The organism is Gracilimonas mengyeensis (assembly GCF_900182705.1).
In the GTDB taxonomy this organism is placed as follows: Bacteria; Bacteroidota; Rhodothermia; order Balneolales; family Balneolaceae; genus Gracilimonas; species Gracilimonas mengyeensis.
Map to the genome: position 1 here is coordinate 16,107 of NZ_FXTP01000005.1, position 21,643 is coordinate 37,749.

At 43.1% G+C, this 21,643-nt stretch carries 18 protein-coding genes and 1 CRISPR repeat array; of the genes, 2 read left to right on the forward strand and 16 right to left on the reverse strand.

What is annotated here, in order from left to right; all coding sequences use genetic code 11:
* Positions 1 to 62: 62 nt before the first annotated feature.
* The 3 genes from FN815_RS06645 to FN815_RS06655 are packed head-to-tail and all read right to left on the reverse strand — an operon-like array spanning position 63 to position 3,215.
* Positions 63 to 1,019 carry an acetyl-CoA carboxylase carboxyltransferase subunit alpha gene (locus tag FN815_RS06645; RefSeq protein WP_142453848.1) on the reverse strand — a complete coding sequence of 319 codons (957 nt, stop codon included), beginning with the start codon at positions 1,017 to 1,019 and terminating at the stop codon, positions 63 to 65.
* A gap of 55 nt (positions 1,020 to 1,074) precedes the next feature.
* Positions 1,075 to 1,803 carry a polyprenol monophosphomannose synthase gene (locus tag FN815_RS06650; protein WP_142453849.1) on the reverse strand — a complete coding sequence of 243 codons (729 nt, stop codon included), beginning with the start codon at positions 1,801 to 1,803 and terminating at the stop codon, positions 1,075 to 1,077.
* 2 nt (positions 1,804 to 1,805) lie between these two features.
* Positions 1,806 to 3,215 (reverse strand): sugar transferase, encoded by a 1,410-nt coding sequence (locus tag FN815_RS06655; protein ID WP_142453850.1) that lies wholly within the window; start codon positions 3,213 to 3,215, stop codon positions 1,806 to 1,808.
* A gap of 95 nt (positions 3,216 to 3,310) precedes the next feature.
* Here FN815_RS06655 and tgt point away from each other — a divergent pair, with 95 nt between their 5' ends.
* Entirely contained in the window at positions 3,311 to 4,438 is a 1,128-nt protein-coding gene (gene tgt / locus FN815_RS06660) for a tRNA guanosine(34) transglycosylase Tgt (protein ID WP_142453851.1), read from the forward strand.
* Between the two features lie 463 nt (positions 4,439 to 4,901).
* Here the strand turns inward: tgt and FN815_RS06665 are convergent, their stop codons facing one another.
* The 4 genes from FN815_RS06665 to FN815_RS06680 form a co-directional block, all read right to left on the reverse strand.
* On the reverse strand, positions 4,902 to 5,468 hold the full coding sequence (locus FN815_RS06665; protein ID WP_142453852.1) for a hypothetical protein: 567 nt from the start codon (positions 5,466 to 5,468) through the stop codon (positions 4,902 to 4,904).
* Entirely contained in the window at positions 5,461 to 6,375 is a 915-nt protein-coding gene (locus FN815_RS06670) for a type I restriction enzyme HsdR N-terminal domain-containing protein (protein WP_185957202.1), read from the reverse strand. The genes FN815_RS06665 and FN815_RS06670 overlap by 8 nt, the downstream gene beginning before the upstream one ends.
* 354 nt (positions 6,376 to 6,729) lie before the next feature.
* Positions 6,730 to 7,248, reverse strand: a complete 519-nt coding sequence (locus tag FN815_RS06675; RefSeq protein ID WP_142453854.1) for a SixA phosphatase family protein — start codon at positions 7,246 to 7,248, stop codon at positions 6,730 to 6,732.
* 31 nt (positions 7,249 to 7,279) lie between these two features.
* The gene (locus FN815_RS06680; RefSeq protein ID WP_142453855.1) at positions 7,280 to 8,164 is read right to left on the reverse strand and encodes a YihY/virulence factor BrkB family protein; all 885 of its coding nucleotides are present in this window, start codon (positions 8,162 to 8,164) and stop codon (positions 7,280 to 7,282) included.
* Positions 8,165 to 8,357: 193 nt separating this feature from the next.
* Here FN815_RS06680 and FN815_RS06685 point away from each other — a divergent pair, with 193 nt between their 5' ends.
* Positions 8,358 to 10,205 carry a DUF4153 domain-containing protein gene (locus tag FN815_RS06685; RefSeq protein WP_142453856.1) on the forward strand — a complete coding sequence of 616 codons (1,848 nt, stop codon included), beginning with the start codon at positions 8,358 to 8,360 and terminating at the stop codon, positions 10,203 to 10,205.
* A 107-nt stretch (positions 10,206 to 10,312) separates the two neighbouring features.
* Here FN815_RS06685 and FN815_RS06690 read toward each other — a convergent pair whose 3' ends face one another.
* The 9 genes from FN815_RS06690 to cas7p all read right to left on the reverse strand — a co-directional run bounded on the left by FN815_RS06690 (position 10,313) and on the right by cas7p (position 21,637).
* Positions 10,313 to 11,824 carry a DUF7282 domain-containing protein gene (locus FN815_RS06690; protein WP_142453857.1) on the reverse strand — a complete coding sequence of 504 codons (1,512 nt, stop codon included), beginning with the start codon at positions 11,822 to 11,824 and terminating at the stop codon, positions 10,313 to 10,315.
* A gap of 355 nt (positions 11,825 to 12,179) precedes the next feature.
* Positions 12,180 to 14,315: a CRISPR direct-repeat array (repeat unit 30 nt; unit sequence CTTTCAATTCCTCTAAGGTTCGATTAAAAC).
* A 258-nt stretch (positions 14,316 to 14,573) separates the two neighbouring features.
* Complete coding sequence (gene cas2 / locus FN815_RS06695; protein WP_142453858.1) at positions 14,574 to 14,837, reverse strand: CRISPR-associated endonuclease Cas2; 264 nt, start codon at positions 14,835 to 14,837, stop codon at positions 14,574 to 14,576.
* A 67-nt stretch (positions 14,838 to 14,904) separates the two neighbouring features.
* Positions 14,905 to 15,999 (reverse strand): type I-B CRISPR-associated endonuclease Cas1b, encoded by a 1,095-nt coding sequence (gene cas1b / locus FN815_RS06700; protein ID WP_142453859.1) that lies wholly within the window; start codon positions 15,997 to 15,999, stop codon positions 14,905 to 14,907.
* Positions 16,000 to 16,047: 48 nt separating this feature from the next.
* Positions 16,048 to 16,419 (reverse strand): four helix bundle protein, encoded by a 372-nt coding sequence (locus FN815_RS06705; protein WP_142453860.1) that lies wholly within the window; start codon positions 16,417 to 16,419, stop codon positions 16,048 to 16,050.
* A gap of 65 nt (positions 16,420 to 16,484) precedes the next feature.
* Positions 16,485 to 17,042, reverse strand: coding sequence for a CRISPR-associated protein Cas4 (cas4, locus tag FN815_RS06710; RefSeq protein WP_142453861.1), 558 nt, complete (start codon positions 17,040 to 17,042; stop codon positions 16,485 to 16,487).
* A 55-nt stretch (positions 17,043 to 17,097) separates the two neighbouring features.
* Positions 17,098 to 17,730, reverse strand: coding sequence for a hypothetical protein (locus FN815_RS06715; protein WP_142453862.1), 633 nt, complete (start codon positions 17,728 to 17,730; stop codon positions 17,098 to 17,100).
* 188 nt (positions 17,731 to 17,918) lie between these two features.
* Entirely contained in the window at positions 17,919 to 18,365 is a 447-nt protein-coding gene (locus FN815_RS06720; protein WP_142453863.1) for a hypothetical protein, read from the reverse strand.
* Positions 18,366 to 18,459: 94 nt separating this feature from the next.
* Positions 18,460 to 20,715, reverse strand: a complete 2,256-nt coding sequence (cas3, locus tag FN815_RS06725; protein WP_142453864.1) for a CRISPR-associated helicase Cas3' — start codon at positions 20,713 to 20,715, stop codon at positions 18,460 to 18,462.
* On the reverse strand, positions 20,708 to 21,637 hold the full coding sequence (gene cas7p / locus FN815_RS06730) for a type I-PGING CRISPR-associated protein Cas7/Csp1 (protein ID WP_142453865.1): 930 nt from the start codon (positions 21,635 to 21,637) through the stop codon (positions 20,708 to 20,710). Before cas7p ends, cas3 begins: the two co-directional genes overlap by 8 nt.
* Positions 21,638 to 21,643: the final 6 nt, after the last annotated feature.

Sequence of the window (21,643 nt, forward strand, 5' to 3'; positions counted from 1 at the left end):
GGAGCGTGTGGAACGAGAGGAAATATACAGTCACTTAATTGCTTTGAGGGTAAAACTGTACGCTATTTAATGGTTTTCCACTGCCCCATGGCGGCGTACTTGTCAATACGCTGCTCAACCAGTTTTTCAGGCTTCAATTTTTTTAGCCGCTTCAAGCTTTCCTTTATTTGCTTTTTCAGGGACGAGGCTGCCTGATCGTAATCACGATGGGCACCGCCTAATGGTTCAGGGATCACGCCGTCAATTACTTTCAATTCTTTAAGGTCGGGTGCGGTAAGCTTAAGAACGGCGGCAGCTTGCTCTTTATAATCCCAGGTTTTCCAAAGAATGGAAGAACAGGATTCGGGCGAAATCACCGAGTACCAGGTATTTTCCATCATATACACTTCGTTGCCCATGCCAATACCGATAGCACCACCACTGGCCCCTTCCCCAATAACAATACTTATGAAAGGCACTTTCAGGGTCGCCATCATCTTCAGGTTTTTGGCGATGGCTTCGGCTTGTCCTCGTTCTTCGGCTTCCAGGCCGGGATAAGCGCCGGGGGTATCCAGGAAAGTGATAATGGGGATCTCAAATTTCTCAGCCAGTTTCATTAGGCGGTATGCCTTGCGGTAGCCTTCCGGGTTTGCCATCCCAAAATTGCGATATTGCCGGGCTTTGGTATCCCGCCCCTTCTGGTGACCAATAATCATCACCGATTGACCGTCAACAGAAGCCAAACCACCTACAATAGCCTTATCATCAGAATGGTACCGATCGCCGTGCAGCTCAATAAACTCATCCGTGATACGATCGATATAATCCAGCGTATAGGGGCGATCAGGGTGGCGCGCTAGTTGTACACGCTGCCAACGGGTAAGATTGGTAAAGATAGATTCACGGAGGTTATCAACCCGCTTTTTGAGGCTTTTAATTTCTTCGTCCAGCACGCCGTCACTTACATTGGAGAGATTTTTTAGTTCTTCAATCTTTCCTTCCAGATCGGCAATAGGTTGTTCAAAATCTAAATACTGCATATGTACTCTTAGTTTAAAACTCTTAGATAGATAATATAGCTAATTGCGAATTGCCCTACAGTGTTCCGAATAAACTACGAAATTTGAGTGACCAAACCCGCCAGATGGCCTCTCTCACTATGGCTTTAGACATTTTGGAAACTCCTTCTTCCCGCTCGCGGAATACGATGGATACTTCTTTGATCTTAAAACCGGCTTTCCAGGCACGGAAATGCAATTCTATTTGAAAGGCATAGCCGTTGGATTTGATACGCTGTATGGAAATGTTTTTCAATACCTTGCTATGGATGCATTTAAAGCCGGCGGTAGTGTCGGCTACGGGCAGACCGGTTACCACTCTTGCATATATATTCGCACAATAAGACAAAATTAACCTGCTTAATGGCCAATTGATGATACTAATGCCGTTGGAATAACGCGAACCAATCGCCAGGTCTGCATCGCCAGAAGCTACCTCACCCACCAAACGAACAATATCATCCGGATCGTGGGAGAAATCGGCGTCCATTTCACATACGTACTGGTATTCTTTTTCAAGGGCATATTCAAAGCCGCGAACGTAAGCGGTCCCCAATCCCAGTTTACCGGACCGCTCAATCAGTGCCACACGATCATCATATTTTTGTTGGCATTCTTTTACTTTATCGGCGGTTCCATCTGGAGAGCCATCATCAATGACCAACACATCAACCTGTGTTTTCAAGTTCATAAGACGATCGATAATACGCCCGATATTATGCGCTTCATTATAGGTAGGAACAATAACCAAAGCATCCGACATCATAATTATTGTCCCTTTCCTTTTAAGATTGTGATTACAGTGTTGATAAGTATTTTAGCGTCCATGCGGAGTGATGCATTTTCGATATAAAACAGATCGAATTTGGTTTTTTCTTTTACGTCGTCCAGTGAAGTATCGTATTTCCACTTTACCTGCGCCCAACCGGTAATACCCGGCCTTACCCGCAAGCGTCGTGTATATAACGGAATTTGCTGGCTAAATTGTTCTACAAAATGAGGACGTTCCGGCCGGGGCCCTACCAGGCTCATATCTCCTTTTAATACATTTAAGAGCTGTGGCACTTCATCAATACGCAGCTTTCGTAACCAGTAGCCAAGCCCTGTTACACGGGGATCGTCTTTGGTGGCCCAGGTTGGCCCGCTATGCCGTTCTGCATCATTCAGCATCGTTCTATATTTGTAGATGGTAAAGAGACGACCGTTCCGCCCCACCCGTTCCTGCCTGTAAATGGCCGGGCCCGGTGAACTCAGCCGTACCGCCAGTCCTATCATCACTAAAAAAGGAAACGTTAGCACCAGCACAACAGCCGATACCAAAATATCAAAAGCCCGTTTGATGGTTTTTTCCCAAAGTGGCATGGGCTCGGGAGAAATCTCCACCAGGGGCATCCCAAAAATCTGGTTGGTTTTGCTTAAGCCACTCACCAGTTGATAAAAATCCGGCAACAGTTTAAGGGAAACATCAGGAGAGTCCACTTTAGAAATCACCTCTACGAGATCCTGCCGGCGGTCTGGTTCCAGCGCCACAAGGATATCCTGAACCTGGCGGTCCTGGATAATACTTTCAATATCATTTAGGCGCCCGATTACTTCTTCCTGCTCAATACCAGAATCCGGGTCTGGCGCTTTACCGTTTACCTGTATAAATCCCAACACTTGCATCCCCAACGTTTTATTCCGATTTAAATCGTCGTAGGCCACTTTAGCCGTCTGGCCGGTTCCAACAATAATGGTGCGGTGTAATCCTTTACCTTGTTGGGCATAATATCTCTGTACGGTACGCACCACAAACCGGTTTAAAGCCAACAACATAAAGATGGTTGCCCAGTAGGCGATTATAATTACCCGCTGGTCACTGATAGATATGCGCTCATTTACATTGATAATGAAGAACAGAATCAATGACCCGAGCAAACTGGCCTTTAAAACCTTTATAAATTCATCCAGACGAGATACCAGATACAGTTTTTTGTAAGATCCCATTACCACGAAAATAACCATCCAATATAAACTAACCAGCAGGCCCCCGGATATAAAATCCAGATTAAAATCCTGCATTAGTATGTTCATTGTATTCGGGTAAAAAGAATGAAATACAAACCAACTGGCCAGTATGATCAGAAAATCCAATATACTGGTAAAAATAACTTCCCTGTATCTTTTTAACTTCAGCACGATACCCTACATTTAGGCCGTTTCGATTTCAAGATTGCCAAAATAAGCAATTTTATATAGGCTGCATAACCACAAAATCTAAAAACTTCTTCAATTTGTACACCCTAAAAAGCACTGCATCTACAACCAAAGCTCGCCTTGGACAACTTGAAACCGCTCATGGAGTTATTGAAACTCCCATTTTTATGCCTGTAGGCACTTTAGGAACCGTTAAGGGGGTTTCGCAGGATATTCTCAAAGAGCGCGTAAAAGCTCAGATTATTTTGGGGAACACCTACCACCTGTATCTGCGTCCGGGTTGCGACATTATTCGCGAGGCCGGAGGATTGCACCAATTTATGAACTGGGACCGTCCCATCTTGACAGATTCGGGTGGATATCAGGTTTTTTCACTCTCAGATAACCGCGAGCTGGATGAAGAAGGCGCGCACTTTAAAAGCCATATTGATGGCTCCAGCCATTCCTTTACCCCGGAAAATGTGGTGGAAACGCAGCGCATCCTGGGCTCCGACATCATGATGCTGCTGGATGAATGCCCACCATACCCCAGCTCCCATGAGTACGCCAAAAACTCAATGGAACTCACCCACCGGTGGGCCAAGCGCGGACGAAAAGCTTTTCTTGAAACCGAGCCACTTTACGGACACAAACAAGCGCAATTCGGGATTGTGCAGGGAGGAACCTATAAAGACCTGCGCATTGAATCGGCAAAGTTTATGGCCGATCAGGATTTTGAAGGCATTGCCATCGGGGGCTTGAGCGTGGGCGAGCCTACCGAACTGCTCTACGAATTTACCGATCTAAACACTGACTACCTCCCTAAAGACAAAGCCAGATACCTAATGGGCGTGGGAACTCCAGCCAACCTGTTGCACGGGGTCGCGCGAGGTGTTGACATGTTTGATTGCGTGATGCCCACCCGTAATGCCCGCAACGGATCCATTTTTACCCGTCATGGCAAAGTGAACATCCGAAATGCACAGTGGAAAGAGCATCATGAGCTCCTGGATCCTGATTTCCCCAGTGACCTGTGCAGCAAATACACCATGGCTTATGTGCATCACCTGATCCGCAACAATGAAATTTTTGGGCTGGTGCTGGCTTCCATCCATAACCTGACTTTTTATTTATGGTTGATGGATGAAGTGCGCCGCCGCATTGCGGATGATACTTTTGGAGACTGGTACGAGGGCATGGCCGAAAAGCTGGATGAGAAGCTTTAAGCTGCGTTCGATTGATAAGCCACCCTGCCCTGAAAGTGCAGGGGTTTAGTTTAGGACTGAAGGTCGCTGTATCCTATCCACACGGTCATCCCCGAGGATACCTCCGAAGGATCTTGCATTTTGCAGAGCATCCGAACATCATTCCTAAACCACTATTTCCAGTGATTCTTAGGGCATTTACTTTGGCCAGTTGGTAATCATTTTCTGGCTAAGGTTCTTCGGGAGTACCCTCTGAATGACCTCATAATTTTAGCTCAGATTTCTTCGGAATACTAAAGTGCAGGGTTCTAAACCCAAGACTGGGACCAATAAACTATTTCCTGATAAGTCTGATTACTCATCCCCCGTGAGACCGAAATCGAATTGTATTAGTTCTGCTACTGATTTATTGGCGACAATAAGATTCCTGCCTTCGCAGGAATGACTAGTGTAGGCTTTTGTGGGTATTTTACACGAACTCAGCTTAATTCAGTGATACTTCCTGCCAGTGGAGATCATTTTGCACAAAGGTTGAAAAAAGCAGCACGTTTTGTGCCTGCCAGTAATTTCGTATCCCCTGCATTGGATCCTGGTACGAAAAGGAGCGGGTGCTATCCCCGTTAAACACCTCAAAGCTATACACGCGCCGGGGTAACTGACCTGAGTTGGGAGCCCAGCCTTCTATTTGGTGCTGCGGTGGAATTTCATAGATATCTAAAAAATCTACAAAGGCATCAAAATCATTCCAGGTGCTGTCATTGGCGGAGACATACTTGTTTTTGATTACTTTTTCATCGTTCTCATTTAGGGTGTAGAGGGTAAGACTCCCCGTCCAAACCGTGTCACTTTTTTCAAATTCAAAATACACCGCTTCATTGATGTTCAGGGAAATGCGTTCATCGGGTTGACCGGGGACTGGAGTACTTTCCGATGTTTTTTTGGGCTGAGATGAGGCACAGGAAACCGTCCATCCCACACAAACCATCAACCCAAATAAAAAAAACAGGCGTCGTATATCGAACATTTTTGGTAACGGGGAAAGATCAAACATAATTCAAGAGTAGTTTTTGGATTGATTGTGCCAATTCAGCAGCCTGCATGTTTGTACTGAAGTCTGCTTCTTTTTTCAGATCAATGGTTTGAACACCTTTGGAAGAATGAACTTCCGCGTTGGGATGTTCGGCCTTAGTTAACAAATCGAGTGAAGCCGATACAAATGCGGTATTCGCCCCTCCCTGGTTTAAGACGCCGTTAATATGTGTAGCTCCATATGGATTTGCTGAAAAAGTCAGGGCTATTTTTGCCTGCTTTTCAAAAGCAAAAATTCGGTAGTAATGTTCCAGAGCCAATTCTGGTGAAAAACCGTCGAACGCCAGGTATTTAACCGGCTGGTGCGCATCGCCAAACATTTGGATGCAGTTCTTAACGGCGAACTTCCTTATTTCCGGTTGTAATTTTTCTCCTAAAAATACACGCTGCTGCCAGTAGTTAAAATCACAGTGCGGCTGTTTTTGTTCCTGAAAAGACGTGGGCACTTCAGGCATTGGAGTAGCTTTTTTGTCTTGATTCTGAAACCAAAAGTCGAACGTGCCGTTGCTTACCAGCAAATAAGGAGCTCCAACCTCTTGGTTATACCGGGCAATCTGGACGGCTGCTTTTTCATCCAGCTTGATATCGGGCGCTTTGCATTCTGCCAGCAGCAGCGGTTCAAAATTTTTATTGTAGCAAATCAAATCAGTCCGCGAAGTGTTGGCTGTGCTCTCTAACTTTACGGGACTTTCAAAAGCGATGCGGTGAGCAGAAACTTCACTTTTCCGGGTTAGATAATCTACTAAAGCCAATCGTACCCGCTCTTCCGGCCGGTTTACAAATGCTTTTTTTAGAATTGGATTCCACAGCTTCTTTTTGCCTTGTTCAAACCGAAATTGTGGATACTGAGCGAGTGCTTTACTAAGCAATTTCTTTTGGTTGATGTTTGTTGGCTGCAACAGTTTAAAAGTACGGTATGTAGCAAAAAAGCCCTAATAGAATAGGTTAACAATTTGGCCCTATTAACTAAGGTGAGTTCGAGATAAGAATGATGTAAAAATAGGCTGGTCATCGCGAGGAGCCCACTTTTTTGGAATTAGCTGTTTTTTCTTCCGACGAAGCGATCTCCCGAACAAAGCTCAGAGGCATTATCCAGGAGATTGCCACGGTATTTGCTCCCCTTCGGTCGCTGAATACCTCGCAATGACGAGTTTTATATCGAACTGACGTTAACTAAATCACCCTATACTAAAAGTAGCCCCGGGCTGGGACAAGTTAGTCTGCTACCATTCTTTCTGCAACTTCCTGGCTACTTTTGGAATCATCATCCATTTAAGCTGGCAACTGCCCTGCGATATTGCCGACCAGCTATCGGCAAAACTTTGCAGGCAAACCAGGGCGGCCGTTGGCATTCGTATGGCTGCCCGTGCGCCACCGTCGCAAAGCCTGGTGGCAGTGCTTTCCATCAATGGATTATGCCCCACCAACATCACCCGCTCAATATCGTCATCTGCCTCACGGATCGCATCGAGATAATCTTCCCCGCCCCCATAATACAGGTTGCTATTCCAGAGTATCTTATCACCAATCTGAGCGCTTTCACTTACTAACTCAGCCGTTTGGCGTGCCCTTTCGGCCGTTGAGGAAATAATGATAGCCGGTTTGTAGCCGGCTGCCCGAATAAATTTTCCCATCACTGGCGCATCATCCTGCCCTCTCTGTGCCAAAGGGCGATCAAAATCTTCCAAGCCCGGGTTTTCCCAGCTTGATTTAGCATGGCGCATCAAAAGTATTTGTTTCACTATCCTTTCCCTCTACAATTGTTCATGTTATTTAAAAATCTACCATTTTTATTCGTTTGGCATATTTCCCAGCTCTGATCTCTCCTTCCCAGCGTTCTGCCAATACCTTCACCAATTCCATCCCAAAAAAGAGAAAACTGCTGGAATAGTATACCCATAACATCAAAATAATAACAGAAGAAGAAGCACCGGTAAGATCGTTTAAGGCACTATTTCCTATTAACAAGCCAACTACAAATTTCCCGATTACCAGCATCAATGTAGTGACAAAACTGCCCACTACCAACGGGCGCCTTTTTAATTTCACATCCGGGAGAATGGCAAACATCAACAACAAGGCAAAATAGATGATGAGCAGGCTTAATAAGTTGCTACCCAAGCCTGCATAAATAATCTCAATGGCATTCACGCGCTCAGCAAGTAGTGTTAGCAGCGAATCAAGAACGAGCGAGAGTACCATTACGGCACCAAGCAACAATATCATTCCAAAGGAAATCACACGATCCAGCAAAACTTTTAGAAAGCCGGTTTCGGGGCGTACCGTAACTTTGAATATCTGGTTGAAGGAATCCTTGAATTGAACGAAGACCGTAGTGGCTGAAAAAATCAGAAAGAATACACTTATTGCAAGATACAGCACATTTTTGTTGTTGGTGTTGATGGTTTCTACCAGCATAAGCATGGCCCGGCTGCCTTCTTGCCCAAATGATTCATCCAAAAAACCGGAGAGAGAGGAAAGCACTTGTTCGTTACCCACAAAAAAGCCTGCAGCAAATACCGTAATGATGACAATAGGAGCCAACGAAAATAATGTGTAAAACGAAACAGCCGCACTATACTGAAAACACCGGTCTTCAATAAATTCATTTACCGTCTTGGTGATTATTTTTGCAACACTCTTAAAAAGTCTGATCATTGAAGTAATCTTGTGATCCTGATACTGATAATTTTGAATCTATCTTTTGGTACTAACTACAACTAAATTTATGCCTGACATCATTTCGAATAATAGCAATACTTGCTCAAACGTATATATAATGCTTTTTAAATAACGATATTCCAATAACAGATAACATGTCGTTTTCATCCCTTTACTACCCGGTAGTGCTATGAAGATCCGTTTTCCATCTCTTTCTGATTTTTTGATCCGCAGTCATCAAACCGTAAAACGCTTTCCTTTTGTGCTTGCGGCAGCCATCATTGGCTCTTTTTCGGTAGTCTGGCTTATCGATATACAAGAAGGAGCTGCAGAGTTCCAGCATTTAATGCGCCTGGGATGGGTAAGTGCCTTAAGTATCCCCTCATTTTTAGCCGCTGCTATCTTTGCCGAAAGCCGAAACTGGTCCTTGCTCCGAAGTGTGCTTTTAAAATCCGCGCTATCGGCCTTACTGATATTCTACTACTTGCAGCTTCCTTCCGATTTCCCGCAGGAAAACTCCCAGCCCTTATACCGGTTCTTACTTTTTGCCATCGCGGCCCATCTTTTGGTTTCTTTCTCCCCCTATTTTAATCCCACCAACAAAGACAACCATTCATTTTGGGCTTATAACAAGAGCTTATTTTTACGGATCATCATGTCGGGTTTATACACCATGGTGCTTTTTGCCGGCTTGGCCATCGCCCTTCTATCCATTGAAAACCTGTTGGAGTTTGAATTGGATAGCAAGCGATACGGCCAGCTGTTTGTAATGCTGATTGGGATTTTCAATACCTGGTTCTTCTTGGCCGGTGTTCCCAAACCACTTCAACTAACAAAGAAAGAGCGAGCCTATCCCAGCGGACTAAAAGTATTTGTGCAATACATTCTAATTCCCCTGGTGGTTATTTACATCCTGATTTTATATCTCTACACGGGAAAAATAATCCTGCAATGGGCCTGGCCCGATGGCTGGGTAGCCAACCTGGTACTGAGTTTTTCTATTGCCGGAATATTAGCCTTACTTCTGCTCTACCCGATCCGAGACCAGGACAAAAACCGGTGGATTCACTTATTTTCTAAAGGATATTATTTAGCCCTGATTCCCCTTATCATACTGCTAATCCTTTCCATTTGGGTGCGAATTGATGAGTATGGAGTCACCGTGAACCGTTATTTCGTGGCCACGCTGGCTGTATGGCTCACCGGCCATGTGCTGTATTTTTTATGGAAACAAGAAGTCCAGATCAAAGTCATTCCCATATCATTGTGTGTAGTAGCACTGATCGTTTCATTTGGTCCCTGGGGAGCTTTCCAGGTATCCGAACGCAGCCAGCTGAACCGTTTTGAGCATCTGCTGCAGACACACGAAATGCTATCGCCACAAAATACCGTCATCCCCAGCCAAACCGCATTACCCCTGGATGACCGCAAGCAATTCAGCTCCATTGTGCGGTATCTGTTGGAATTGGAAGGCCCCGAAACTTTGCAGCCCTACTTTGAGGAAAACCTGACTAAAGTTTTAGAACAGCAACCTGACAGTACCAGTTATGATCCCAGCGACAGCAGAAAAATCACCAAACTAATGGGAATTGAATATGCATCGGAGTGGGAACAACCCAATACCCGAAATCCTGAGGATACTAACTTCCGGTTTTCCCTGGAGGAGAACACAAGCATCCCGGTAACCGGTTATCAGTATTATCTGGGGACCTTTCACTTTGGGGATCAAAAAAACGAACCGATTCAGGTTTCACTGAGTGATGGGTCTACTTGGAATATCAGATATAATGAAAACTCTCAAAGCCTCTCCTTGTATTCCACCGCAACTACTGAGCCGGATTCGATTAGCCTGAACTTACTTCCATTAATTGAGCGCCTCCAAAGCTACGAAACCACTCTAATACCGCTAGAAACCATGACCCTTGAGAGCCACAATGAGTCGCTTAGAATAAAGGCCGTGATACAAACTCTAAATGGGAGTTCAGATCCGGAGGTAAGAGTGAATTTTATCACCGTTGCGCTTTTTGCTGATTTGTAATGAGATATTTTAGAATGCAAATCATCATCGCATAGAATTCATAAACATAAAAAAGGCCACCGGAAACCCGGCAGCCTTCTGAGCTATCAACCTAACAACGATGTATATTACTGAATGGTAAATTGTACCATTACAATATCGTCGAAGGCATCAAAAACGGGGGGATCGTCTGAGCCTTCAGAACCATCGAAATCATAAGAGCCGATCGTTCCGTTGTCGATATGTAGCATAGCCCACACCTTATCGCCGGTTTCAAGCGTCTCTCCATCATTAAGTTCAATCATGAGGTCAGTATTTTGACCTGTATACACTTGTCCATGACCGATGCTTGCTGGTACTACCGGAGTATCCTCACCGGTATCGCGGTGCAGCACTACAAAACCAATCTGGCTGGTCATCGCTTCATCAATCGTGATCATGCCATTCTCAACCATTTGGTCACTTACCATTACGGAAGGTGCTGCTGAGCCGCTTACGGTAATATTGGTCATCAGAATACCATCGGCGGTAATAACGGGTTGATCATGCGGGTTAACGCCGTCAAATTCATAGGCACCCATTTCGCCGGTATCATAATGTACCATTGGCCAGAGTTGTTCGCCGTCTTCCACTACTTCGCCTTCTGCAAAGGTAATCTCTACATCAGTATTCATTCCTTCCTGAATAGGTGCTTTTCCGATAATCTCAGGAATCTGCGGACCGTTTCCTTCCGCATTTGAACGGTGAACCACGACCCAACCATCGGTATTTGAATTCACATCTACGGTGATGGAATTGTTCTCCACTACCTGGTCTTCAGCCATTAGCGTAGAGGTATTTGGTTGTACCTCAAAGGACTCCAGTACGATGTTTCCTTCAAACATTACCGGTAGGTCTAAGCCATTTTCACCGTCAAATTCGTAAGCACCTGTTTCGCCTGTATCATAGTGAAGCATAGGGAAGAGGTTATCTCCTGCGGATACTTCAGCATCTTCATTCAGCACAATTTCCACATTTTGGTTGGAACCTGCGGTTACAGGAGCTTTGCCAATGATCTCGGGAATTTGCGGACCGTCGTTACTGGCATTGGGCCCGTGAATTACAATCCAGCCATCTTCTGCAGCATCTACAGAAACGGTGAAGATGTTGCCTTTATTAACCTGATCCATCGCCATGATTACAGGATCGGTCTGCGTGATCATGAAAGAGGACATCACAATTTCTTCCTCGAAGGTCACGGGGAGGTCCAGGTCGTTCTGGCCGTCAAATTCATATTCTCCGGCTGTCCCGGTATCCTCGTGGAGCATGGCCCACAACGTTTCATCGTTGGCCACGCCTTCCTCCAGCTGAATGGTTACATCGGAATTGGAACCTGCATCCACCATGGCTTTGCCAATGATCTCTGGCACTTGCGGGCCATTGACTTCAGCATTAGAGCGGTGAATAACAATCCATCCGTCTTCAGGAGACTCCACTGATGAAATGGTCACCTGATTACCATCCATGGTCCCCTGTGTATTGGTTTCCACAGTGGGCATAAACGGATCTTCGTCATCCATCGGGCTATTACTGTTTGAGCTGCAGGCTGCAAAAGTGGTTGCAACCATCGTGATCAGAAATATTTTTCTAAATAACTTCATAATGTACTACTGTTGTTTTTTTTATTTGCTGTTCAACAGTTAGTACGAAGGCTAGAGATTACCGGATGGGGAAAAATTTGGATTAATTCTGGTGGGATTTGAAATCCTAAAAAGGTTGTACGATAAAGCGAGCGACAATCCCAGATTGCACGGATTGCACTGATAGGTTTTTCAATTCCTTTGAGGTCGTGATTGATTATTTTCGATTGTTGATTGCTGATTTGTTGTCAATTCTTCTAAGGTTCTCGCGAAGTGATACCTGCGGGAAATTATTCTGATGGTTATTTTAACACTATCAACAAAGGCCCTCTGCCCATACCAAAAAAATATCCATAATTTCAGCCTCCAGCCTGTTGGGACAATTCCTCTAAGGTGCGATTAAAACTCCAAATTGATCTCGCAGGTAGACCAGGTTGTAGTTCTTTCAATTCCTCTAAGGTTCGATTAAAACCTGAACAAGCAAAATGTATTAGAAGTAGATACAAGCTTTCAATTCCTCTAAGGTTCGATTAAAACCGCCCTTGTAGGGGATGATATAGGCAAAGCCAAGGTCTTTCAATTCCTCTAAGGTTCGATTAAAACGATGATTCAAGCCGTTCAAAGCGGGCAATATATGCCTTTCAATTCCTCTAAGGTTCGATTAAAACCAATTGTTAACGGGCAACGAAGTGAGTTTCGGCAGGCTTTCAATTCCTCTAAGGTTCGATTAAAACTCCAGTCCAGGATTATAACGGAGAGGGTAAAGCCCCTTTCAATTCCTCTAAGGTTCGATTAAAACTAGCAGAAATGGGCTATCCTCAATTTTCAAAAATGAGCTTTCAATTCCTCTAAGGTTCGATTAAAACAAGGCGATTGTTCATTTGCGATTAGCTCATCAATCACTTTCAATTCCTCTAAGGTTCGATTAAAACCACAGGAAGATAAAAATATGTTGATTGGTTTAGCTGCTTTCAATTCCTCTAAGGTTCGATTAAAACTCGCCAGTAACGTGCCTTTCTTCAATATGATTTAAGCTTTCAATTCCTCTAAGGTTCGATTAAAACACTCTATAATTGGCCTGTACTGCGTCAAACTGGTAACTTTCAATTCCTCTAAGGTTCGATTAAAACTTGAACTTCATTAATTTTTAAATCACTAAAAACTTTCTTTCAATTCCTCTAAGGTTCGATTAAAACAAGGATGCACCAAAGGCAATGTTTCTGCTAACGTGCTTTCAATTCCTCTAAGGTTCGATTAAAACCGGGCTTAATACCTGCTGCAATGTCTTTCAGTGTGTCTTTCAATTCCTCTAAGGTTCGATTAAAACTGTGAATAACACGAGAATGATGAATGTTAATAGATTCTTTCAATTCCTCTAAGGTTCGATTAAAACTAGCAGAAATGGGCTATCCTCAATTTTCAAAAATGAGCTTTCAATTCCTCTAAGGTTCGATTAAAACGATTTACCCAAACTTCAGTAGGAATTTGTGTCAAACTTTCAATTCCTCTAAGGTTCGATTAAAACGAGGAAATGGCTACCTATCCGGCAAAGTGGAGCGTCTTTCAATTCCTCTAAGGTTCGATTAAAACGCTGTTTGCTGAGATATCATTGCCTTGGCTGTCTTTCTTTCAATTCCTCTAAGGTTCGATTAAAACTTACCCCGTTAAAAAAATATACAATGAATGATAACCTTTCAATTCCTCTAAGGTTCGATTAAAACTTGAAGTACCTAAAGTGTTCATCCTGGTAGTTTTCCCTTTCAATTCCTCTAAGGTTCGATTAAAACCAGGCTATCACATAAACTTCATTTTTGATTTTTCCACTTTCAATTCCTCTAAGGTTCGATTAAAACCCGTGCATCGCAATATTACTGCCTTGGGCGATATTCTTTCAATTCCTCTAAGGTTCGATTAAAACGAAAAAATTTGGATGGACAGTCGGTGCGGTTATCGCTTTCAATTCCTCTAAGGTTCGATTAAAACGGGCTACTCGATGAATGTAAATGTAAGTGAGGTTATCTTTCAATTCCTCTAAGGTTCGATTAAAACCAGGATAAATATGGAGCAAATGATTCACCAACGATACTTTCAATTCCTCTAAGGTTCGATTAAAACTATGATTAAGATTCCGACGTACAGCCCGAATAATCCCTTTCAATTCCTCTAAGGTTCGATTAAAACGAAAAGAAAATGCGGCCGCAAACATCGATATTCCCCCTTTCAATTCCTCTGAGGTTCGATTAAAACCCGCCCGTCAATACCGGGCCACTCCCGGATATTTACTTTCAATTCCTCTGAGGTTCGATTAAAACGAAGCAGTGGAAGCCCGGTTCATCTTAGGATGATTCCTTTCAATTCCTCTGAGGTTCGATTAAAACATTGAAGGCGGAAAGGTTTGTGTCCCTGAATACCTACTTTCAATTCCTCTGAGGTTCGATTAAAACTAACAACTTCCTGACCCTTGAGCCTGAACCGGATTATTCTTTCAATTCCTCTGAGGTTCGATTAAAACACGTTGGAAAATCAACGTCTGTTGGCTGTAAATACTATTTTTTTGGAAAAAATGATACTGTTCTGTCGTCTGGTGGAGAAACCGTAATATAGGCGCGGGGCTGACGATCGCCCAAAAAGGCCTCCATAACTCTTCTGACCTAGGTTTTTAAAATTGAGGCATATTTTCACCCAAACGACTGCTCTAAACTTTCAGGGGCGACGAGTTTTTATTGAGTGATTGGTTCACTGAATCATTGAGTCAATTGGTCAATGAGTACTAAACAAAATTGTCTACGTCGTTTTTCTCTACGCCCAGTACTTCGCGGTTGCTCCAGCGCTTGCTACCTACGCAGTAGATGATGATGGAGTCTTCTTGTTTATTCATCAGTTCCGTGATCTTGTATTTTAACTCTTCGAGTTGGGCATCGGTGAGTTCACCTTCAAACACGGAATTCTGCACATGGTTCATATATTCGCGCACCAGCTTCAGCATTTTGGCTACGCGTTTCACGTTGACGTCGTATACGAGGATGTAGTACATATGTATTCTTTTTAGTAGAAGACCTGTCTGGTTTTAAAAACCTGACAGGTCTATTAATTCTATACATTCACCACCAAGCCTTAAACGGCTCGTAGGCCTCAGCATCAGTGATGTGCTTTACCAGCTTGTAGCATTCCAGCCGAATGAGCCGCCGATAGGATACTTTGCGGTTCAGCTTGCGGTGCATGATGGTGGTTTGGAGTTTTTCTTCAAAAGCTTTCACAAAGGCCTTGCGTCCTTTTTTGCTTAAATGGCAGAAATTAAGGTCTTCTTCAAAATCAGAATGTTTGATGCGGCCTTGGTTCAGGCAGGTAAAAATCACGCGGTCTGCCAGCAGCGGTTTAAAGATCTCGGCTAAATCCAGGGCCAGCGAATAGCGGCGGTCGCCCGGTTCATGCAAAAAAGAAACGAGCGGCGATAATTGCGTGCGGTAGATTTCAGTAAGGCAAGTAGTGTACACCATGGCATTGCCAAACGAAATGAGTGCATTTACGGCATTATCCGGTGGATTTTTGACACGTTTTTCAAAATCATACTTTTCTCCTAAAATAGTTGGAAAAGCCGCATAATAGCTTTGGCGGATGTTGCCTTCCAGTCCCATGAGTTGCTGAATATCTTCTGCCAGCGGCACTTCATCCATGTGCTTTTCAATCTTGGTGATATGCTCGGTCAAATCCCCGGCTCGTCCGTTATAATATTTCAAATTCCGGAGCATATTATATCCCGATCCCATCACCAACTGCAAAGCCAGCCGTATACGTTTTAGCCGACTTTTATAATGCTCTACCTGGTTCACCAATAAAAAACCACTCAGCAAATATTCCCGCGGATAGTAGCTGCCACTGTAATGGCCATAGTAATTGAACAGGTGCGCCGGAATGTTGTTTTTGGAAAGGAAGCGTAGCATCCGAGCATTGAAATTGATTTCACTGAATATCATCAGCGAGTCAACATCGTCGATGGGAATCACCCGCTTGTTTAGCGACTCAAAGTCTTTTTTAAATTCCCCGGCTTCGGTGATGAGCTCCCACTCGGTAAAACTCTTTTCTTCCACTTTGGTTGCTTCCAGCAATTCTTCCTCTTCTTTATAAGGCAAAAAGAACAGGGTATTTTGCTTTCGCATTAATTTTCCAGAGGTAAATATGTAGTAGGGGCGTTTCATGAATTGAGTGATTTAATGATTGAGTGATTGAGTCAATGAATCAATAGTTCAATGAGCCAATCCTTCGCCGGCGGTGTGCTTCGACTTTGCCACAATAGCCAGGATTTCTTCTCCTTCCGACATTAAAGAATCAACAACTCTTTCCGCAGCCAGTTTTGCATCTTGGATCATTTCCAGCCAAAAAACCGTCTCATCAGCTTCCTCAACTACAATACATATTTTGGCATAAAACTCTTTTGCCGACCGTCCCCTGCAGGCAGCCCGATAATTCGCTGCTACGGATGTCGCCGATTTTATAATTTGATAACTGATCACATTTGCTTCCCTGCTCTTAGGCAATTTCCGAGATAACTCTATGACAGCTAAAGCAAATGCCTTGGTTCTTTTTTGCATCTTTTGGGCCAAATCAAGCTTATTCATAGTTTTTTATTTAATGATAGGTTTTTTTATTGAGTGATTGAATCAATGAGTCAATCACTCAATTCTCAGCTATAACACAGCTCATTATAAGAGCAGCTTTTGCAGATTTCCCACTCTACGGTTTTGGGTGGTTTGTCGCGGTTTTTGATTTTTCGGATGTTAGGTAGAATTTTGTTTTCCAGCTCTTCGCGATCGGCTTTGGATAGCACAATCCGTTCCGTTTGGCGGAGTTTGGGATAATTCAGCTCACCGATATAACCCCGTTTTTCGGGTTGATCCGGGTAGTTTTCCATTGATCCCTCATCGGCAATGTGCATGCCCTTTTGCTCCAGGTACCACATATAATACTTCAGCTGCCAGGTATGCGCCTTATCCATGCTGGCCGATTTTTTTACTTCGTGAATGATCTTCTCCTCATGATCCATCCAATCCACCACGATCACCCCGTCGATGGACACTTCTTTCTTTTCACGCTTGTAGCTGGTTTCATGGATATGCTTGCCCAGGCGTACGGCATCACTTTCCTGCTCGCACTGTATGTTATGTGCAAAAAACCACAGCTTGCGGGCGCAGATAAAATAGTAGGCCACTTCGGTTCCGGTGATGGGGGATGGTTGGTTCATGGTTTTCCTTTATAAACCTCCAAGGTTTCCAAAACCTTGGAGGTTTATATTTTGTTCAAGATTCAAATAAGGTGATTGATTTCCCAAAATTCATTTCACTGTGGATACCCTTAAAATTCTCCATAGTCCCAAACCACTGCATCGCTTCAGCTTTACTCACATTGGTTAATTTATCTAACACATATGCATTCCAGCTGCTGTATGGCCAATCGTTCAGGTTTTTAGTAAAACCGTGGTGGATGGGGTTGTTGTGGATATAGGCAATGAGTTGGGTGAAATATTGGTTGGAGTTGATGAGTTTGCGGTTGAAGTTTGGCATAAACAGGCTGCCTTTACGATTGTATTTTTTGTTGTAAGCTTTTGTATAAGCGTTAAAAAGATTGGAAAATTGTTGACTTACTAAACCTCCAAGGTTTTTGAAACCTTGGAGGTTTTCCCCTTCGGCTCCATTTTTCTTCTTTAAAAACTCTACTAAATGCTCCTCATTTTTCACCCGCACCATCAAATGCAAGTGATTCGGCATCAGGCAATACGCAAAAGTATCAACCACTGGGTAGACGTGATGCAAATATCTTTCCAAGAAATAATTATAGTTCTCCTCGCTGCGGAACAAGTTTTCATCGCCATTGGCGTGTGTCCAAATATGGTAGGTGTACCCCGGTTGTAATGGAATGCGTTTTTGTGGCATGGTTAAGAATTTATTTGTCGTTCTTTACCAACCCTTCCGGGGTTTGGAACCCTGGAAGGGTTCATACAGGTTGAACTGTACTTGTATTAGTAAGAGCGCCGAAAACCCAATTCCTTACAAAAATTTTTTAGTCGTGGGCTAACCTCCAAGGTTTTTAAAACCTTGGAGGTTTAATGTATAAGCGATAATCACACATCCCCTTCCCAAATTTTGAGGCATGGACAGTACTCCTTCAGTTTGCAGCCCGGGGCGTAGCCGGTGCAGAAATCGAATACAAACATGCCGGTATGTACCGGGGTGCATTCATGATCCAGCAAGCCCACCATCAGTTGATACTTTCTGTGCAGGGGTAGCTCATCAGGCAAATCCACATGAAAGCCCCAGGAGTTGAGCATGGCCGTAAAGGCATCGCATATTTTCTGAATCTCCTCCTCAGTGAGTTGGTCATGCGGGGGAAAGGCCGCTGCTTTCAGGCCGCAATGGTAACTTAACGTATGCTCGGCATCGCCGGAAAGCCACCGCTCAACTTCCCTGAAATGCTCTTCGAGCGAGTCAGACTCCAACTCTTCTTCCGGAGAATTTACCCGGTGGGCAGCCTGGATGTCAGCCAGTAAGTGGGAGAGGTATAAGGGCATGGTTTAAAGAAATTATGATTTTGAAAGTAACCCTTCCAGGGTTTGGAACCCTGGAAGGGTTAGTCTTTGCGAGCAATTTTAGCTTGTGATTTTTTTAAACAAAACTATCTTCTTGCGGTTTTTCCCTTTTTAGGTTCAGAATTAAACCTTCAGTGGGTGAATAAATACTTGTATAGGGCAGAGTAATTTCCTCATCATCTACAGAAAACTTTATTTCCTGAGCACGACTTAGTTGTTTTCCTTTTTCAATTTGCCATATCGGACATGAAATTCCATGTTCTAATTCAAAATCTCTGTACTCTCCATATGTATTAAAATCATATGGTTTTTGAGTGAGTACTATACGTTGAGGAGGAATATCCCGACTTAACCATTCAGAAGTTTCAAAATCATCATCTTTAGATTCAGCTTTTGGTAAAATCAGCCAATTCATCGAGAGGTGCTCATTCAGAGCCATTTTATTTAAGGATGCTTTATCACTAAAAGGTTTCTGTTCAGGGTATAAATAGTTTACAGCATCAACAAAATCTTGGGCTGAATATGCTTTTTCTTCCAAAATTTCTTCTGTTTTAACAAAAGCCTCAGCCGGAACCCAGTTTTTCTCATCCCGATCAAAACTCCCATATGGTGCTGAGTAAACTGCTCCATCTTTGGTAGGTGTAATTATATGTACATCTCCTGTGGCCATTCCTTCAAACCTGCTGAGTCTTCCTACTCTTTGAGTTAATCGGTCCATAGGACATAGATCGCTAATCATGAAGGGAGCACTGATATTTAAACTCATTTCTCCAATCTGCGTTAATATTGCAACTCCACTTGCATCGTTACTTTCCCAAGCTTTTTTGCCCAAAGCATCAATTAAGTCTCCTTCAATCCTTTTTTTGTCATATTCAGTAAAACGTGAATGATATAGAATCGGACTAATACCCTTGCCTTTGAACCAATCCAAATATTTGAGCGCTCGGTTTACCGTATTTGCATAGATAATTGCTCGCGGAATAGGTTCTTCAAGAATTGACAGTAAGACACCTTCTATGTCTTCAAGATTTTCAATATTTCCCTCAATCTTTATTCTACACCTCTTGCGGTTAGCTTCCTCACGAGCTTTACTATTTTTTTTCGCTTGTTTTGAGGTATAGGGATCTATTACATTTTGAATGCCATAAAGATCTTTAGCAGATTCTGGAACCGTGGCACTCATGATCATTACCCTGATATCAAATACACGAAGTACTTCTAACAGTTTTGTGATGTTGGCTTGAATAAATTCATCATAAAAATCAGCCTCATCAATTACTACGCACGAATGCATTAAACTAAAAAAGATACTATGATGGTCTTCCCGGGTTCCTGTTAGAGCCATTAATAAATGATCAATAGTAGTGACTGTAGCTGGCATTAAAAGTAGACGAGCAGCTTCAATTATATCTTTTACTCCTTCATTATTTCCTGCTTTTTTATAGCGGGCATACCAAGCGCTTGAATGGTAAAGGCCGGTAGCACTTATGTCTTTAGATATATCTAAATCCAATGAGGTTGATGTAAACCGAGTAGGCATGGCGATTACGAGCCTATCGGCAAACCCATTTTCTATTTGTTCCTTAGCCCATAATAAAGCTGCATCTGTTTTCCCGCTTCCTGTTGGAGCTCGTAAAATAATCTCCTGTTTATCGCTGTGTTCTAATACCGCTTGTTGAACGGGCCTTTTGCTGGCATATTTAAATTCATAGTCAAAACTATAATTAAGAGGAGCCAATTCAATCCCAGCTTCTCTTTTACTGGCTCGGTGATCAGCAAGCTGTAACAAACTACGCACTCCAGCAACTTGATACCTCTTTAAAAGAGCTTCTTTGGGTAATTGCTGTCTAAGCAGATCCGTGTTATAAACTTCCCGGCAAAACTCTTCCCAAAAGTCAATAAATGCTCCATTATCATCATTTTCCCACCTATGTTGATGCTTAAAACTTAGCTTTCTGTGGTGTGCTGCTATAGCTGCTTTTTCGGCAAGAGTTATTGGAATATTCTGTTTATCAAGCCACCATAATGAAGCAAATTCATGGCGAATCCCAGAATTTCTTAGGTTTTTAGATTGCTCTTTTCCAGTTTCAAGATAGAATTGGCGATCTTTTTGACAAGCTCGTTGCCAAGTATCATGCGCTTTTCCCTTATCATGATATTTGGCCGCATTTATGAGCTGCCCTCCTAAATCAGTGCCTGTAATACGTTTATACTTTACAGACCAATAAGGAAAAGTATCAAGTAACGTTTTGGCTTCATCAATTACATGCTGAGTATGATCTTCGAGTGTAATAGGATTTCTACCAAATGGCTTTGCAAGTATCCTATTCATCTACTTGTTCTGCAAACTGTTCAAAGGGTATTGGGTCCGCTCCATCTGTTGGATCGACAAGAGATTCTAAGCTTTCAGCAGCTTTTTCGTAGGCTTCAAAAACTGTCAACCCATCTTCTGTTGTATCATCTCCAACAAAATATTGGGCTTCTCGGGCGTCTAATTCCTTTTGGAAGTTATTCTTCTCAATCTCTGTCATTTCAAAGAAACGAGCTCCTTTTCGAGATAGTCGATTATCCAATACTATCAAAACTTTTTGGGGTTCACCGGTTGTCGCATTCCGGGCTTGGTTTGCATAATCGGTTAAGTAGCGGGTTCCTTCTAAAAATAATTTTGCTCTTCTTTTTCTTTCATCATCGTCAACATGTTTAACATATTCTGTTTTTACATGTCTTTCGTCTTCATATTTAAACCCTTTGCTAATTGAAAGTGCCGAAGCATCGAGATGGAAGCTCATTTGCATGGTGTCAGACTGACTAAACTCATTGGTAGCAAGAGCCTGTTTTTGTTCCGAGTCAGCATTTGGGTCTTGTTTTAGTCGAATTAACAAATCCCGACCAATATCACTTTCATCAAGAGATACAGCCATTGTTGCACTAACAGGAGCTGTTCGTCGTCCAGAATAATCTCCTTGGGATGGATGCATAAAACCGCCCATATCAGCCCGCAAATCTTTTTCAATTATATTGGTAGTACCATCACCATTGCTTACATACGTATTGCCCCGTTCAGAACTTTCAAGATTTAAACGTTCGATTGCGCTGAACAATGCTTGTCGCTGCATTTGTCCAGAAATATACACTCTGCCATCCGGCCGGCGTTTTATAGAGGAAGCATTTCCCAAAAGCTTTTCCCCTCCGTTTGCAATATGGTTGTCCATTTTAGCTAATATGGTTACCGAAATTCCTTTTACGTTTTCCATAATTTT